Genomic DNA, 14,878 nt, shown 5'->3' with positions numbered 1-14,878 from the left:
AAGAATATGTGCCAAGCACATTATGGGATAACCACAAGGCGGCGCCGCATGGGGCGGCAAAGCTGATTTTTAAAACGGTAATTTTTACCAAACACTTAACTGGAGTTAATCATGAAAGCAATGCAAAAAGGTTTCACCCTGATCGAGTTGATGATCGTAATCGCCATTATCGGTATTTTGGCTGCCATCGCCCTGCCGGCTTACCAAGACTATATGCAGAAATCTGCTAACAACGCTTGCTTGGGCGAAGCCAAAGCTTGGATGAACGGTGCGATTGCTGAAATTGCTACCGATGGTTCTGTTCAGAAAGCTTATACTGCTGCTGCCTGCGCAAGTGCTACTGGTACTCCTGCTGTTGGTGCTGCATTTACTGCTGGTACTAACCCCACATTCGTTGCAAGAGTTCGCGGTACTGCTGCTCTGAAAAAAGACACCGAGTGTGAAGCTCAAACTGGTACTTGCCACCTGCAATAATAGCTAGTTTAGGCAAAACAGCCCCATGTAAATGGGGCTGTTTTAATTTTTCAATCAAATACTAAAAACAGCATATGTTTTTCAATGTAAATCCGATGTTGGCATATGCTTTGCTAATTTAAAGGTTTAAAGATTTTTTATGGATAAGAACAAACACACTCTTCGGGGCTTCACTTTAATCGAGTTAATGATTGTTGTGGCCATTATCGGTATTTTGGCGGCCATCGCCCTGCCCGCCTATCAGGACTACATGCAAAAAGCCGCCAACAATGCCTGCCTATCAGAGGCGAAAGGCTTTATCAATGCCGGCGTAGCCGAAATCGGCACAGATGGAGTCATGGCTAATACTTACACCGTAAAAGCCTGTTTGTCTGTCAATCCTGCAACCAAGTTAGTTCGTGGTGCGACATGGGATAGAACTGAAACTATCGAATTCGTACCTCAAACCAGGGGAACAGCGGCCCTATTGAAAAAAGTTTCGTGTAAAACACGTACAGGTTCATGTGAGCTGGTAGCTCCGTAAGCAACACATATGCATTAAAGAGGCCGTCTGAAAACAAAATGTAGTTTTCAGACGGCCTGGCTCTTCCCAAATCTAATGATGCGTTAGAACACCTATAACCTGGTAATGTTTAAACCTTCTTAAGATAAATGAAAATATTCTAAAACCCTGCAGAAGGCAACTTGGAATGGCAGCCTGCTTTTATTACTTTTCCTTTATACCAACGGCGCATAATACTTGACTAAATTAAATATCCCGCCATCCAAACTCGGCGACCACTTCCATTTTATCGTTCAACACCAGATTAACGGTTTTATATTTTCCTGCTGCTATTACAGCATACAGCCTGCCATGTTGTTTTTCCAAATGGCTCAAATATGCCTTGTCTTCAAAAGTCATCACACTTCTGGCCGCCGGATCTGCTACAGACAACATCTGTACAGTCAATGGGACATATGCCCCCGTATCCACTTGATAGGCCCCCGTCGGTACACCTCCTACAACAGGGAAATTTTCCGTACTACTAGGATTAGCTTCCCATGCCTGCTGAGTAATTACCTCTATACGCCCATAATCGTAAAACACCAGCATTTTAGGATGTTGTTGATACATGGTATTCAAACCGTAGGCTAGTGCGGCCAACTGCACAATACCGATGACCGTAAAATCACCAATTCTTTCCTTAAGACCTTTCATTGGATGAAAAACTAACAATGTCAGCAGCGGCCCCAATACCAAATCCACGCCAATTAATAATTGAAGGGCATGGACACCACCATTTAGTTTGAATTGGAATGAAGGATAAAGTACGCTGATTAACCATCCGACAACAGCTAAGAAAATCATCAATGAAAATAAAAAATGTATTAAAGCTGCCCGAAATTTAGATTTAAAAACTACTTTATTAAGAGGTAAACTTTTTTTCATGATTTTCTCAAGTAATTCATGAATGATAATTTGATTAGTTACAGCAAGATTGAAATGATATTGGATTTTCTCATTCCATTCGTGTTATTAGCTAACATTATACCGCCAATATGCAGATAGCGTTAAAACTATCGTGGATCAACCAAAAGCTGACACCTCCAAACTCAAAAGAGATCCTTAACGAAAACACTAAAATATCTCTCATGAATTGATTGCATATACTGACATACTTCGTTGCTTTTTCCTTATTCGAATTAAAATTTTACCTGCTATATTTTTTATAACTTGAGGCCGTCTAAAAACCATTTCAGACGGCCTTTGCATTAAACCCAACAGCCAAAATCACTCCACCACAATCTTCGGAAACGCCCGGCTGTAATCCTTGCCTTTATCGGCAATAGTCAGTGCAATGTTGAATGCCGCATCGGTATAAAGTTTGGCAACGGCGGGATGGTTTTCCTGCAAAGCCTTAGCCGTACCGCTATCCATCGCTTCGCGCACCGCCAATGTGAGCGGCAGTTGACCCAAAAGCGGCACATTCAACCTTTCAGCCAAGGCCTTGCCGCCGTCGCTGCCAAAAATTGCTTCGCTATGGCCGCAGTTGGAGCAGATGTGTACCGACATATTTTCCAGCACGCCGAAAATCGGGATATTGACTTTGTCGAACATATCGACCGCCTTGCGTGCGTCTATCAGTGCGATGTCCTGCGGCGTGGTTACGACCACCGAGCCGGTAACGGGGATTTTCTGCGACAGGGTAAGCTGAATATCGCCCGTACCCGGCGGCAAATCGACAAATAGGTAATCCACATCGTCCCATTCGCTTTGAAACAATAATTGCTGCAAAGCCTGGCTGACCATCGGCCCGCGCCAAACCACGGCCTGATCGGTATCGACCAAAAAGCCGATGGACATTACTTGAATGCCGCCGTCCGCCTCCACGGGAATCAGTTTTTTGTTTTCCTGATCGGGCTTGCGGTCTTGCACGCCCAGCATGGTCGGCTGGCTGGGGCCGTACAAATCGGCATCCAGCACGCCCACGCGCGCGCCCATCCGCGCCATGGCCATTGCCAGGTTGGCGGTAGTGGTGGATTTGCCCACACCGCCCTTGCCCGAGGCCACGGCGATGATATTTTTCACGCCTTTAATCGTTGCCACGCCGGGCTGCACTTTGTGCGTGGCGATTTCGGTGGCGATTTCGATATGCAGCGGCAGGGTATTGCCTGCGGCAGCCAAGGCCGTCTGAACACGCTCGGCCAGCCCGTCCCACAAATGCGCGGTCGGAAAACCGAAAGATAACTCGATATGCAGGCCGTCTGCCTCTTCATGCAGTTTTTTAACGGCCTTTTCGCCGCCCAAGGTGCGCGTACAACCCGGCAGGCAGACGGAAGACAATGCCTGCCGGTAAATTTCCATATCCATTTTATTGTCCTTTCTTTCCTATTGATGGTGGCCGCCTGTCGAAACAGACGGCAAACGGGGATTCTAGCAGATTTGCCACACTGCCCATCCTGTTTTTCAGACGGCCTGCAATACGGCAGGCCGTCTGAAAACCACAACAGGTTCGAGCATATCCACAGCCGTTGAAACGGCACAATATCAGCCGTTTGCATACACTTCCGCGTTTAAAGCATCTTACAGGCCGTCTGAAAATTTGCCCCTGCTGCAACAAATATTTAGAATGCAAAGCTTTCAACTTTGAGCCGCACCATGACCCAGCCGTTTATCGAAATGAAAAACGTCGTCTTCGCCTATGGCGAACGTCCGATACTGCGAGATGTCAGCTTCCGCATCGCGCAGGGCGCGTTTGCGGCGGTAATGGGCGGTTCGGGCAGCGGCAAAACCACGCTGATGCGGCTGATTACCGGCCAAATCCGCCCGCAGTCGGGACAAGTGCTGGTTCAAGGGCGCGATTTGTCGGCCTTTTCCGCGCAGGAACTCCACGAACACCGCCGCCGCATGGGCGTGCTGTTCCAGCACGGCGCACTGTTTACCGATTTGTCGGTGTACGACAACATCGCCTTCCCGATGCGCGAGCTGACCAAACTGCCCGAAGCCGTCATCCGCGATTTGGTGCTGCTGAAGCTGAACGCCGTCGGCCTGCGCGGCGTAGAAAAACTGATGCCTGCCGAATTGTCGGGCGGTATGGCGCGGCGCGTGGCTTTGGCGCGCACCATCGCGCTCGACCCCGAATTGATGCTGTACGACGAACCGTTCACCGGACTCGACCCGATTTCGCTCGGCGTCATCGCCCACTTGATCAGCCGTGCGAACAAAGCGTTGCGTTCAACCAGCGTGATGGTTACGCATGATATTGAAAAATCGCTGGAAATCGTCGATCAGGTGGTTTTTTTGGCAAACGGCGAAGTGGTATTTTCCGGCTCGCCCCAGGAAATGCGCGAACTCGATTCGCCTTGGGTGCGCCAGTTTGTCGGCGGCTTGGCCGACGGCCCCGTCGCCTTCCGATATCCGGCGCAAACGACTTTGCAGCAGGATTTGCTGGGACGTTAAACCAGTTTTCAGACGGCCTGCCGAATACAAAAGGCCGTCTGAAAAAACAATTGAACCGAAATATGAACCTTATCCGAACCGTCGGGGCGAAAACCCTCGGCTTTATACAGGCACTCGGAAGCGTCTGCCTGTTTCTACTGCAGATACTGGCGCACTCCGGCACATCGCTTTTACGCTTCCGCCTGAGCGTGCGGCAAGTGTATTTTGCCGGCGTGCTTTCCGTGCTGATTATCGCCGTCTCCGGCCTGTTTGTCGGCATGGTGCTGGGTTTGCAGGGCTACACCCAGCTGGCCAAATTCAAATCGGCCGACATCTTGGGCTACATGGTGGCCGCCTCACTGCTGCGCGAACTGGGTCCCGTATTGGCGGCCATCCTGTTTGCCAGCAGCGCGGGCGGCGCGATGACCAGCGAAATCGGCCTGATGAAGGCCACCGAACAACTCGAAGCCATGAATGTCATGGCGGTAAACCCCGTTGCCCGCGTCGTTGCGCCGCGCTTTTGGGCGGGTGTGTTTTCCATGCCGCTCTTGGCCTCCATCTTCAACGTGGCCGGTATTTACGGCGCATATCTGGTCGGCGTGCAATGGCTGGGTTTGGATGGCGGCATCTTTTGGTCGCAGATGCAAAACAACATCTCCTTCGGCTACGACGTACTCAACGGCCTGATCAAATCGGCCTTTTTCGGCGTGGCGGTTACACTGATAGCCGTCCACCAAGGCTTTCACGCCTTGCCGACGTCCGAAGGCATCCTGCGCGCCAGCACGCGCACGGTCGTATCGTCCGCACTGGTCGTACTGGCGATAGACTTCATCCTGACCGCCTTCATGTTTACCGGCTGAACGCAGCGCAATTACAACCAAGGAATTTTTCATGAAACGAAGCATTTTGGAATTTTGGGTCGGCCTGTTCGTCCTGATCGGCATCGCCGCACTGGCCTTCTTGTCCTTCCGCGTTGCCGGCGGCGGCAACTTCGGCGGCGGCAGCGGGCAAACCTACACCGTCTATGCCAACTTCACCGACATCGGCGGGCTGAAAGTGAAAGCCCCCATCAAAGCATCGGGCGTACTGGTCGGCCGCGTGCAAAACATCGCGCTCGACCCGGCAACCTATCAGGCCAAAGTAACGCTGCAATTGGACAAACAATACACTTTCAGCAGCGATGTTTCCGCCCAAATCCTGACTTCCGGCCTGCTTGGCGAACAATACATCGGCCTGATGCAGGGCGGCGACAGCGACAGCCTGGCCGACGGCGACACCATCAGCCTGACCAGCTCCGCACTGGTGCTGGAAAACCTGATCGGCAAATTTATGACCAATATGGCGGAAGGCAATGCCAAGCCGTCTGAAAAAACAGCCGACAGCCAACCCTAACCCCACAACTCCCGAACAGAGAAAGTTACAACATGAAAACCACATTCTACACAGTAGCCCTGATTACCCTTGCCGCAGCAGGCAGTGCACAGGCCACGCCGCAGCAGGCGGTTTCCCAAGTACGCGAAAATGCCGCCCAAGTATTGGCCATCCTGAAAAAAGCCAACGGCAGCAACAATGCGGCCGTACGCAAAGAGGCGGAGAACTATGCCCTGCCCTATTTCGACTTCCAGCGCATGACCGCACAAGCCGTCGGCCAACCTTGGACGCAGGCCACGCCGGCGCAGAAACAGGAATTGTCGAAAGAATTCCAAACTCTGTTAATCCGTACCTACTCCGGCACCATGCTGAAATTTAAAAATTCCGCCGTCGATGTCAAAGGCAATCCCATCATCAACCGTGGCGGCAAAGAAGTCATCGTCCGCGTGGAAGTCAGCCAGGCAGGCAGCAAACCGGTCAATATGGACTTCACCACCTATCAGAGCGGCGGCAAATACCGCGTCTACAACGTGGCCATCGAAGGAGCGAGCCTGGTTACCGTTTACCGCAACCAATTCGGTGAAACCATTAAAAACAAAGGCTTTGACGGCCTGATTCAAGAATTGAAAAACAAAAACGGCGGCAAATAATGAACTGCGAAATCCGCGACGGCATATTGCACCTTGACGGCGAAATCACCGTCAAAACCGTGCACGGCAGTGCCTACCGCCAATTTTTGCAACTGAGCGGCGGTGACATCAAGGCTGTGGACTTGTCTGCGGTCAGCCGTGCCGATTCCGCCTGCCTGTCGCTGCTGTTTTCCGTACTGCGCCGCAACGGCAGCCGTCCCGAACTGAGGCATATGCCGCCCGCCGTGGCGGACTTGGCCGAACTGTACGAAGTCCGAGAATGGATCACGCCATGAAACGACACCCCATCGCATACACCGCCGCACTGGCATTGCTGCTTGCCGCCCTGCCCGCTGCCGCCGCCGATAAAGAAACCGCGCCGCCGCAAAACGCAACACAATCCGGCACGCCTTTTCAGACGGCCTCCGAACCCGCCCGGCAGTCGGCCAAAGCAAAAAGCAAAGACCCCTACGAACGCTACAACCGTTTCATGTTCAAAGTGAACGACAAAGCAGACCGCTACGTCCTCGCACCGGTTGCGCGCGGCTACCGCAAAGTCACCCCCGGCCCGGTACGCACCGGCGTGGGCAACTTCTTCAACAACCTGCGCGACGTGGTCAGCTTCGGCAGCAACCTGCTGCGTTTGGACATCAAACGCGCCAGCGAAGACTTCATGCGCGTTTCCGTCAACACCACCTTCGGATTGGGCGGCCTGATCAACGTGGCCGGTGCGGGCGGCATCCCGAACAACAAAAACACCCTGGGCGACACTTTCGCCTCATGGGGCTGGAAAAACAGCAACTACTTCGTTTATCCGATTTTGGGCCCCTCCACCGTCCGCGACAGCCTGGGTACGACCGCACTGATGGCCTATCCGGTGCAAAACGCCGTATTCCACACCACCGCCGGCCGGGCTGCAGCCTCTGCCGTCAATGCGGTCAGCACGCGCGAAAGCCTGCTCGACCTGACCGACGGCATGGAGGAAGCCGCCCTCGACCCCTATATCATGATGCGCGACGGCTACATGGAAATACGCCGCCGCCAGCTCGGTTTGAAGCCGTCTGAAGGCAGCGGGGAAGACATAGACATCGACGAATTGGTGGCACCGGAAGAATCTGCCGCCGCCATACCGGCCTCGGCAACTGCCTCAGCCGCTTCCGAACCTGCCGTTGACACAACCGCCGCCGGCATTGCCGCCCCCGAAGCAGCTTCGGCGGAAGAACCCAATCACATCGGCACTATCGGCGAATAATCCGTTTTACCGTTTTCACCATCACTTGGGGCCGTCTGAAAACACCTTTCAGACGGCCTCGTACAATTGGATAACAAGCAAACGGCAATACCATGGTTCACACCATCGGTTTCCTACTGTGCACAGGAAAAACAATGTGATAATGTATCATTTTCGTTCAACAACCTTTGTCAAGGTGAAATGAGATGAAAAAACTGCTTTTGATTTCCTTAATCGGCGTCTGCGCATCCGCACAGGCGCACGAAGTGTGGGTAAACGCCCCGGCAAAACTCGCCTCGTCCGACACCCTCCGCGCCGATTTGGCCTACAGCCACGACTTCCCTCATGCCGAAAAAATTGCCGACGACCGTTTGCATATCTTCGCCCCACTGCAACTGACTTCTCCCGACGGCAAACACAGCAACATGAAACAACAGGGCGAGAATTACCAATACACCGGCGGCAAGCTGAAAAAAGGCAGTTACATCATCAGCGCAACCTACAAACCGACATTCTGGTCGAAAGACGCGGTGGGCAAATGGGAACAGAAAAATTTGGCCGAACGTCCGGAAGCGGTATCGTGCGAACAGAGCCGGATGTTCGGAAAAAGCGTACTGATCGTCGATGACGGCGAAGATTTGTCCGCCATCAGCCGCCCGATCGGCCAAACCTTGGAAATCGTACCATTGGCCAATCCGAACACCGTGCGGCCGGGCAGCCTGTTTCCGGTACAAATCCTATACGAAGGCAAACCGCTGGCAGGCGCGACGGTAACCGCCACCGCCGATACCGTTGCGGCAAAAGACCCGGCGGCCACGCACGACCACCGCGAACCGCAGGCCTTTTCCGGCAAAACCGACAAACAGGGCAAAGTGAACATTCTGCCTTTGGTTGAAGGGCTGTGGAAAATCAGGCTGGTACACAAAACCCCGTTTGCCGATCCCAAAGTATGCGGCGACTCTACCGCGTATGCCACACTGATTATGCCTGTCGGCACCGTGCGGGCGAATACGGAACCGCATCACCATCATCACCATTAAGCGGCAGATAAAAGGAAAAAGGCCGTCTGAAACCTGAAATCGGGTTTCAGACGGCCTCTCGGTTTATCCGTACGGCCTACAGCAAGAACGCCGTGGCCAAGCCGAGGAAAATCAGGAAACCGCCGGAGTCGGTTACGGCGGTAATCAGCACCGAACTGCCGAGGGCGGGGTCGCGGCCGAGTTTTTCCATCACAGTCGGAATCAATACGCCCACTGCCGCCGCCAGCAGCAGATTGAGCGTCATCGCAGCCACCATGACCAAACCGATGCCGATGCTGTCATAGAGCAGGAAGGACACCAGCCCCATCACGCTACCCCAAATCAGGCCGTTGGCCAGGGCGACGCCGATTTCCTTCCTCAGCAGCCGTCCGGTCTGGATGTCGGCCAACTGGCCGACGGCAATGGCGCGGACAATCATGGTGATGGTTTGATTGCCCGAATTGCCGCCGATGCCCGCTACAATCGGCATCAGTGCGGCGAGGGCGACGATTTTGGAAATGCTGCCTTCAAACGCGCCGATGACGCGGCTGGCGACGAATGCGGTGCAGAGGTTTACCGCCAGCCACGTCCAGCGGTTTTTCACCGAATCCCACACCGGCGCGAACAGGTCTTCCTCCTCCTGCAAACCGGCCATGTTCAAGATGTCGGCTTCCGATTCTTCACGGATAACGTCCACCATTTCGTCCACCGTGATACGGCCGATGAGCTTGTTGTTTTCATCGATGACGGGCGCGGTAACCAAGTCGTAACGTTCGAACGCCTGCGCCGCCTCTTCCGCATCGTCGGACGGACGGAAACGCACCACGTCGGTCGCCATTACGTCGGCAACCAAGTCTTCGGGGGCGGATACCAGCAGTTTACGGATGGGCAGCACGCCGATGAGGATGTCGTCTTCATCCACGACGAAGATTTTGTCGGTGTGGTCGGGCAGGCTTTCGAAACGGCGCAGGTAGCGCAACACGACCTCGCAGCTCACGTCGGCACGAACGCTGACCAATTCGAAATCCATCAGTGCGCCGACCAGGCCGTCTTCGTACGACATCGCCGCCTTCACCTGCTCACGTTCTTCCTCGTCGCGGGTTTGCAGGGCTTCATAGACCACCTGGTGCGGCAAATCGTCGGCCAGTTCGGCCAAATCGTCGGCATCCAAATCTTCCACCGCCGCCAGCAGTTCGTCTTTGCCCATGCTTTCGATCAGGGTTTCGCGTACGGCTTCCGACACTTCCAGCAATACGTCACCGTCGTCTTCCGGCTCAGCCAGTTTCCACACGACGACGCGCTCCTTCGGCGGCAGCGATTCGAGCAGTACGGCCATGTCCGCAGGGTGCAGTTCGTGCAGGATGGCGGTCAGCTCGGCCAATTTGGCGTTCAGTTTTTCGTCGGCAGGCGCGCGCCCGGCAGAAATATCGGCATACACGGGCAGTAATGCGGCAGCCAGCTCGTGAACGTGGTCGATATCCAAATCGAGGCGTTGGCCGTCTGCGGCCTGGGCAGGTGTGGGGATGTTCGGTGTGGTCATAAATGCTCCGCCCGCAGGAAGGCGGCGGCGCATTCAAGCGGGTTTAGAATCAGGTGGAGAAGCGGGAATTTTCGGGAAACGAACCGGGAAGTTCCATGATTTCTGCCTGCGGCGCAGGCGGGCTGTCAAAAACGGGGCGCATTCTAACATAGAAAAGAGGCCGTCTGAAAAACCGTTCACGGGTTTGAATTGTACCTCCAAAGTTGGGCACACCTCCTCCAACCATCAAGGTGCAGTTTTTTATGACCAAATATACATTACACTTCAAATACCAAGCCGTACTCCACTATCTGCACATACGCAGCCAACAGCGTACCCAGACCACTACGGCATCTCACAAACCCACCTGCGACGTTGGATAACCGCCTATCAGCAAGGCAGCATCGGCGCAATCGAACAGCCCGGTCCAAAATCATGACCCGCCACCGCAAAAACCCCTTCATCGCCAACAAGCCCAATCACAGAAAAACACAGGCATAACCTATCGAAGAACTGTGCTACATGTGCGCAAAGGTTGTCTATCTAAAGGGGCTAAAAGCCCTCAGCTAAAAGCAGACCACAAAGGACAAAGCCAAACCGTCCGCACACTGAGGGCGCAACACCCGCTCAAATACCTGCTGCACATCGCACATTTACCCCAAAGCAGCTTTTACTACCACCATCAAGACTAGTCTGACACCGATGAATCCAAGGGCCTTTTTGTGAGAAGACCTTATTCAGCTTCCTCAAATTCAAACCAAATATCCTTATATGCCGCATAAGCACACAAAGCTAAAACAATCTGGCATAACGCAATCAATACTGCCAACAATGCATATCGTTTAAAAAGCGAAACGGGCAATCCAAATTTTTCAACCAGATAATTCAAACCCATCACCAACACACCTTGCAATAATAAAAAGCAGATGTATGGCAAAATATTGCGAGCAAAGGTTTTTACGCTCAAATGCAACGCATCCCAAACCTCTTCGCCTTGCAGGAACACCAAAAGCGGCCCCATCCAAAAAATATTCAATACTGCACCAAGCGCCAGAAACACGACCAAGCGCATACCAACCGACCAATACTCTATCGGCGGCAACTTATGCTGCATCCCGTACAGCACCACACCCAAAAACACGGCAAACAACACAAAGCAGGATAACAACAGAGAAAAATCATTATGCCTGCCGAGCAATGATTCCACAAAAACGGCAAAACGCGGCGAATCACCGTTGTCCACCTGCTCATCGGCGGCACACTGTATACCAATATAAAACCACAAGCCCAGCGGCAACAAAAATCCCAATACAAACGGCAGCATATGGGCGAACATAACAATGCCAAATTCCCCGATGCACATCAGCAGCATAATCATGAGCCAAGCCAGCGGTTTGCCAAAAATAATGCCTAATGCGTCAAAGAACCAAAAAAAGCCGCGATACCATGGCCGCCTGGCGGGTTCGGACAATAAAACAGTTTCGTAATAATGATCCATAATAGATAATTTCCCGATGATGTGTTGTACAAACCTGTAATTCTACAACACTCAAGATAAAAACATCCCTAAAAATACGCACCCCCACTTTCAGACGGCCTATACCACGCCGACCCGCATCCTGCGGTATAATCCGCACACAGTCTGTCAAAAAGAAAAAAGAGTTGAAAATGTTTACCCCGAATCCGGACGAAATCGTCATCTACGGCACCACAAGCAACGGCAAAACCTTCCGTCCGAGCGACTGGGCGGAACGCCTTTGCGGCATCCTCTCATCGTTCGACAAAGGCAACCGCCTCTCCTACCACCAATGGGTACGTCCGCTGCTCATCGGCAAAATCCGCAGCGTGGCCGTCGGCAAACAATTGGAAACCATCAACCCGCCGATGTTCCGCTTCCTGATGGACTTCGCCGCCGACAACGACCTGCGCGTGCTCGACGAAGCCATGCTGCGCGAGCTGGCCAGCGAACAGTCCCAACCGGCAGAAGCACCGCCCCCGCAGCCGGAGCCGTCAGCGGCACCGCAAAAACCAGAGGGGCAGCCGTTCAAACTCCGCGAAATTCCGCCCGAAGAAACCACCGCCGCCTTCGCCGCCCTCAGCATCCTGCGCCCGACGTTGAACGACGTCGCCCGCTTCGCCGCACAAGTCAACAACGAACAGCGCGCCGCCGGCTACCGACTGCTGGGCATCTTCGAAGAAGGCAAAAACAACGCCGTTGCCGTATGCGGCTTCCGCATCACCACCACCCTCGCCTTCGGCCGCCACATCGTCATAGACGACCTCGTTACCGTGCCGCAGACACGCGGACGCGGCTACTGCACCCACCTGCTGCAAGCCGTAGTGGATATTGCCGAATCGCAAAACATCGCCCAAATCCACACCCACGTCTCGGTCGGCAGCGAACGCGCCGATGCCCACCGCATGTATCTCAAGCACGGCTTCGAAATCAACGCCCACCACTTCGTCTGCAAAACCGAACGCTTCCGCAGATAAACCCTGAAAAAAGAGGCCGTCTGAACGCACGCCATACGCTTTCAGACGGCCTTTCCGTTTCGCGTTATAATAACCGCCATTCCAATCAACACACATACAAAACCATGGCAGTCATCATCCACACCCCCGAAGAAATCGAAAAAATGCGCGAACTGGGCCGCCTCGTCGCCGAAGCCCTCGACTACATCGGCCAATTCGTCAAACCCGGCATCACCACCAACGAAATCGACAAACTCGTTTACGATTATCACGTCAACGTTCAAGGCGGCTATCCCGCCCCGTTGAACTACGGCAACCCGCCCTACCCCAAATCCTGCTGCACATCCGTCAACCACGTCATCTGCCACGGCATCCCCGACGACAAACCCCTCAAAGAAGGCGACATCGTCAATATCGACCTGACCATCAAAAAAGACGGCTTCCACGGCGACTCCAGCCGCATGTTTACCGTCGGCAAAGTCTCCCCCATCGCCCAACGCCTGATAGACACCACCCATGATGCCATGATGGCGGGCATCGAAGCCGTCAAACCCGGCGCGACACTGGGTGACGTAGGCTATGCCTGCCAGCAGGTTGCCGAAAACGCAGGCTATTCCGTCGTGCAGGAATTTTGCGGCCACGGCATCGGCCGCGCCTTCCACTGCGAACCTCAAGTCCTGCACTACGGCCGCAAAGGCCAGGGCCTGAAACTCGAACCCGGTATGATTTTCACCATCGAGCCCATGATCAACCAAGGCAAACGCCATCTGAAAATCCTACCCGACGGCTGGACGGTGGTAACCAAAGACCGCTCCCTCTCCGCCCAATGGGAACACGAAGTTTTAGTAACCGACATCGGTTATGAAATCCTGACCGTCAGCCCTGCAACGCAAAAGCCTTAATGACATAAAAGTAAGACAAATAAATAGCTGCAAATAAAACAAAGTCTAGCAGACACATCTTTCCAACTTGCTCGACAAAATACCGTTTATTTATAAAAATTACCTTTTATTTCCCTCTACTACCCTTTATACTGTAATGACTTAGAGGTTACATTCAGTCAGCTTAAGCCTTACTTAATAATTTCTTAACATCTGCAAAGAAGTATTGGGGAAAGTGTTTTTTCTCCCACAGAATAAAAACTTTCCCTAATTTAAGTTAAGTTATTGAAAGTACGGTTTTAAGATTGCGATGCAGCCACTATAATAACCCTAGTAGTTAGAAACAGAAGCCAATGCGCACTTGCTGTTCCTAAGCATTGATTAGCACAACAAGAAAGCGGCATTGTTACCATCAGAAGGAGATTTAAAAATGTCCTCATTCCCACAAATCACCAATATTCGTGAAATTCGCAAAAAACTCGGATTAAACCAAAACGAATTTTGGAGCAAAATCGGTGTTACCCAATCAGGCGGATCCCGTTACGAATCAGGACGCAACATGCCCAAACCCGTACGCGAGTTACTGCGTTTGGTCCACATCGAGAGAGTTGATTTGGAAAGAGTCAATGGTAAAGACCTGTCTGTCCTGCGCTTATTGAAAGAGCAGGAAGCGGAGACCTACCACCGCTTACTCAAACAGCTGGAAAAAACGGAAAACCCGTAATTCCAAGACTCATTAAAACAGTCCCAAGCGAACCCACCGCTTGGGATTTTTATACCGCTTTCAAACCGACCTGATTTCAATACCAAACCGCAAAAATCCGCTACAGACACAAAGAGGCCGTCTGAAAAGCAGTTTTCAAATTTATTAAAACTATGCTTTCAGACGGCCTCTTTATCTTTCCGACATTCAAAGTATCCCCTTCTCCTGCCATTTCACCAACTGCTCGGCAAACGGCCATTCCACGCTGTCGAGCAGGTTTTTGGTGATCAGCCCCAATTCGGTGTCGCCTTCGATTTGCAGTTTGCGTTTGAAAAACAGGGTATCGGGGTCTTCTTCGCGCAGCATCATGCGCAAGAAATCCACGCCGTTGGCGGCCAGCCGGAGGTCGGGTGTGCCTTCGAAGCGGCGGTCGAGGAAGCGTTCGCTATCGGCGGTGAAGCGCACGGTGATGCCCGCGTCGAGCACGTCGATTTCGAAGGTGCGGCCGTCAAACAGGCTCATGTCGGCAGGCAAAAGGCCGCGCTTGAGCATGAGGTTGAGGGTTTTAACCAGCGCGAAACGCGGCGGCAGGGCGGGCAGGCGGCGGCCGATTTGGGCGCACCATTGCGGCAGGGTAATGTCGGGCAGGGACATGATGGT

15 protein-coding genes and 2 pseudogenes are annotated in these 14,878 nt (G+C 52.9%); 12 read left to right on the top strand and 5 right to left on the bottom strand.

Annotated elements, in window-relative coordinates; genetic code table 11:
- Positions 1 to 111: 111 nt before the first annotated feature.
- Together ACTHSL_RS05210 and ACTHSL_RS05205 are read left to right on the top strand one after the other, a co-directional pair.
- Positions 112 to 217, top strand: a pseudogene (locus ACTHSL_RS05210) (prepilin-type N-terminal cleavage/methylation domain-containing protein); the annotation flags it as partial.
- A gap of 396 nt (positions 218 to 613) precedes the next feature.
- A pseudogene (locus ACTHSL_RS05205) lies at positions 614 to 731 on the top strand (prepilin-type N-terminal cleavage/methylation domain-containing protein); the annotation flags it as partial.
- Positions 732 to 1,222: 491 nt separating this feature from the next.
- Here ACTHSL_RS05205 and ACTHSL_RS05200 read toward each other — a convergent pair.
- Both ACTHSL_RS05200 and apbC read right to left on the bottom strand, forming a co-directional pair.
- A complete protein-coding gene (locus ACTHSL_RS05200; RefSeq protein WP_440380601.1) occupies positions 1,223 to 1,903 on the bottom strand; it encodes a hypothetical protein in 681 nt (226 codons plus the stop codon).
- A gap of 342 nt (positions 1,904 to 2,245) precedes the next feature.
- On the bottom strand, positions 2,246 to 3,325 hold the full coding sequence (gene apbC / locus ACTHSL_RS05195) for an iron-sulfur cluster carrier protein ApbC (RefSeq protein ID WP_440380600.1): 1,080 nt from the start codon (positions 3,323 to 3,325) through the stop codon (positions 2,246 to 2,248).
- 288 nt (positions 3,326 to 3,613) lie between these two features.
- On the opposite strand from apbC, the gene ACTHSL_RS05190 reads away from it, so the two are divergent.
- The 7 genes from ACTHSL_RS05190 to ACTHSL_RS05160 all read left to right on the top strand — a co-directional run bounded on the left by ACTHSL_RS05190 (position 3,614) and on the right by ACTHSL_RS05160 (position 8,664).
- Positions 3,614 to 4,414, top strand: a complete 801-nt coding sequence (locus tag ACTHSL_RS05190; RefSeq protein ID WP_049248350.1) for an ABC transporter ATP-binding protein — start codon at positions 3,614 to 3,616, stop codon at positions 4,412 to 4,414.
- Positions 4,415 to 4,476: 62 nt separating this feature from the next.
- The gene (mlaE, locus tag ACTHSL_RS05185; RefSeq protein WP_074897389.1) at positions 4,477 to 5,253 is read left to right on the top strand and encodes a lipid asymmetry maintenance ABC transporter permease subunit MlaE; all 777 of its coding nucleotides are present in this window, start codon (positions 4,477 to 4,479) and stop codon (positions 5,251 to 5,253) included.
- A gap of 31 nt (positions 5,254 to 5,284) precedes the next feature.
- Entirely contained in the window at positions 5,285 to 5,785 is a 501-nt protein-coding gene (gene mlaD, locus ACTHSL_RS05180; protein WP_003772450.1) for an outer membrane lipid asymmetry maintenance protein MlaD, read from the top strand.
- 32 nt (positions 5,786 to 5,817) lie between these two features.
- Entirely contained in the window at positions 5,818 to 6,414 is a 597-nt protein-coding gene (locus tag ACTHSL_RS05175) for an MlaC/ttg2D family ABC transporter substrate-binding protein (protein ID WP_440380599.1), read from the top strand.
- Positions 6,414 to 6,689 carry an STAS domain-containing protein gene (locus ACTHSL_RS05170; protein WP_440380598.1) on the top strand — a complete coding sequence of 92 codons (276 nt, stop codon included), beginning with the start codon at positions 6,414 to 6,416 and terminating at the stop codon, positions 6,687 to 6,689. Before ACTHSL_RS05175 ends, ACTHSL_RS05170 begins: the two co-directional genes overlap by 1 nt.
- Positions 6,686 to 7,645, top strand: coding sequence for an MlaA family lipoprotein (locus ACTHSL_RS05165; RefSeq protein WP_440380597.1), 960 nt, complete (start codon positions 6,686 to 6,688; stop codon positions 7,643 to 7,645). The genes ACTHSL_RS05170 and ACTHSL_RS05165 overlap by 4 nt, the downstream gene beginning before the upstream one ends.
- A gap of 185 nt (positions 7,646 to 7,830) precedes the next feature.
- Entirely contained in the window at positions 7,831 to 8,664 is an 834-nt protein-coding gene (locus tag ACTHSL_RS05160) for a DUF4198 domain-containing protein (RefSeq protein WP_440380596.1), read from the top strand.
- Between the two features lie 76 nt (positions 8,665 to 8,740).
- On the opposite strand, the gene mgtE is transcribed toward ACTHSL_RS05160, so the two are convergent.
- Complete coding sequence (gene mgtE / locus ACTHSL_RS05155) at positions 8,741 to 10,183, bottom strand: magnesium transporter (protein WP_440380595.1); 1,443 nt, start codon at positions 10,181 to 10,183, stop codon at positions 8,741 to 8,743.
- A gap of 712 nt (positions 10,184 to 10,895) precedes the next feature.
- Positions 10,896 to 11,660 (bottom strand): hypothetical protein, encoded by a 765-nt coding sequence (locus tag ACTHSL_RS05150; protein ID WP_440380594.1) that lies wholly within the window; start codon positions 11,658 to 11,660, stop codon positions 10,896 to 10,898.
- Between the two features lie 170 nt (positions 11,661 to 11,830).
- On the opposite strand from ACTHSL_RS05150, the gene ACTHSL_RS05145 reads away from it, so the two are divergent.
- The 3 genes from ACTHSL_RS05145 (at position 11,831) to ACTHSL_RS05135 (ending at position 14,239) form a co-directional block, all read left to right on the top strand.
- Positions 11,831 to 12,655, top strand: coding sequence for a GNAT family N-acetyltransferase (locus tag ACTHSL_RS05145; protein WP_440380593.1), 825 nt, complete (start codon positions 11,831 to 11,833; stop codon positions 12,653 to 12,655).
- Complete coding sequence (gene map / locus ACTHSL_RS05140) at positions 12,628 to 13,536, top strand: type I methionyl aminopeptidase (RefSeq protein WP_440380616.1); 909 nt, start codon at positions 12,628 to 12,630, stop codon at positions 13,534 to 13,536. Before ACTHSL_RS05145 ends, map begins: the two co-directional genes overlap by 28 nt.
- Positions 13,537 to 13,945: 409 nt before the next feature.
- Positions 13,946 to 14,239, top strand: coding sequence for a helix-turn-helix domain-containing protein (locus tag ACTHSL_RS05135; RefSeq protein WP_040665521.1), 294 nt, complete (start codon positions 13,946 to 13,948; stop codon positions 14,237 to 14,239).
- A gap of 186 nt (positions 14,240 to 14,425) precedes the next feature.
- On the opposite strand, the gene ubiT is transcribed toward ACTHSL_RS05135, so the two are convergent.
- On the bottom strand, positions 14,426 to 14,872 hold the full coding sequence (gene ubiT, locus ACTHSL_RS05130; RefSeq protein WP_440380592.1) for a ubiquinone anaerobic biosynthesis accessory factor UbiT: 447 nt from the start codon (positions 14,870 to 14,872) through the stop codon (positions 14,426 to 14,428).
- Positions 14,873 to 14,878 lie beyond the last annotated feature (6 nt).

Origin of the sequence: Neisseria sp. P0008.S010 (assembly GCF_051962715.1) — a bacterium.
GTDB lineage: Bacteria > Pseudomonadota > Gammaproteobacteria > Burkholderiales > Neisseriaceae > Neisseria > Neisseria elongata.
The sequence above is the reverse complement of the archived record's forward strand: the minus strand, read 5'-3'. Positions and strand labels throughout refer to the sequence as shown.

Excerpts from the sequence above, each read along its gene's own strand:
- ACTHSL_RS05200 (WP_440380601.1), bottom strand. The coding sequence starts at position 1,903 with ATGAAAAAAAGTTTACCTCTTAATAAAGTAGTTTTTAAATCTAAATTT.
- apbC (WP_440380600.1), bottom strand. The coding sequence starts at position 3,325 with ATGGATATGGAAATTTACCGGCAGGCATTGTCTTCCGTCTGCCTGCCG.
- ACTHSL_RS05190 (WP_049248350.1), top strand. The coding sequence starts at position 3,614 with ATGACCCAGCCGTTTATCGAAATGAAAAACGTCGTCTTCGCCTATGGC.
- mlaE (WP_074897389.1), top strand. The coding sequence starts at position 4,477 with ATGAACCTTATCCGAACCGTCGGGGCGAAAACCCTCGGCTTTATACAG.
- mlaD (WP_003772450.1), top strand. The coding sequence starts at position 5,285 with ATGAAACGAAGCATTTTGGAATTTTGGGTCGGCCTGTTCGTCCTGATC.
- ACTHSL_RS05175 (WP_440380599.1), top strand. The coding sequence starts at position 5,818 with ATGAAAACCACATTCTACACAGTAGCCCTGATTACCCTTGCCGCAGCA.
- ACTHSL_RS05170 (WP_440380598.1), top strand. The coding sequence starts at position 6,414 with ATGAACTGCGAAATCCGCGACGGCATATTGCACCTTGACGGCGAAATC.
- ACTHSL_RS05165 (WP_440380597.1), top strand. The coding sequence starts at position 6,686 with ATGAAACGACACCCCATCGCATACACCGCCGCACTGGCATTGCTGCTT.
- ACTHSL_RS05160 (WP_440380596.1), top strand. The coding sequence starts at position 7,831 with ATGAAAAAACTGCTTTTGATTTCCTTAATCGGCGTCTGCGCATCCGCA.
- mgtE (WP_440380595.1), bottom strand. The coding sequence starts at position 10,183 with ATGACCACACCGAACATCCCCACACCTGCCCAGGCCGCAGACGGCCAA.
- ACTHSL_RS05150 (WP_440380594.1), bottom strand. The coding sequence starts at position 11,660 with ATGGATCATTATTACGAAACTGTTTTATTGTCCGAACCCGCCAGGCGG.
- ACTHSL_RS05145 (WP_440380593.1), top strand. The coding sequence starts at position 11,831 with ATGTTTACCCCGAATCCGGACGAAATCGTCATCTACGGCACCACAAGC.
- ACTHSL_RS05135 (WP_040665521.1), top strand. The coding sequence starts at position 13,946 with ATGTCCTCATTCCCACAAATCACCAATATTCGTGAAATTCGCAAAAAA.
- ubiT (WP_440380592.1), bottom strand. The coding sequence starts at position 14,872 with ATGTCCCTGCCCGACATTACCCTGCCGCAATGGTGCGCCCAAATCGGC.